This window comes from Pelorhabdus rhamnosifermentans (genome assembly GCF_018835585.1).
Classification (GTDB): Bacteria; Bacillota; Negativicutes; order UMGS1260; family UMGS1260; genus Pelorhabdus; species Pelorhabdus rhamnosifermentans.
The window spans coordinates 1-272 of sequence record NZ_JAHGVE010000141.1 but is presented as its reverse complement, the minus strand read 5'-3'; the positions used below and the strand labels follow the sequence as shown (position 1 = coordinate 272).

General features: G+C 53.7%; 1 rRNA gene. It reads right to left on the bottom strand.

What is annotated here, in order from left to right:
• Window positions 1–272: ribosomal RNA gene (locus Ga0466249_RS26110) — 16S ribosomal RNA — on the bottom strand; the annotation flags it as partial.

The following is a 272-nucleotide window of genomic DNA, read 5'->3' as shown; positions in this document are numbered from 1 at the left end:
CCCCACGCTTTCGTGCCTCAGTGTCAGTTACAGTCCAGCAATTCGCCTTCGCCACTGGTGTTCCTCCTAATATCTACGCATTTCACCGCTACACTAGGAATTCCGCTTACCTCTCCGGCACTCAAGAATAACAGTTTCCAAAGCAGTCCCGGGGTTGAGCCCCGGGCTTTCACTCCAGACTTGCTTCTCCGTCTACGCTCCCTTTACACCCAGTAAATCCGGATAACGCTTGCACCATACGTATTACCGCGGCTGCTGGCACACTTGGTACC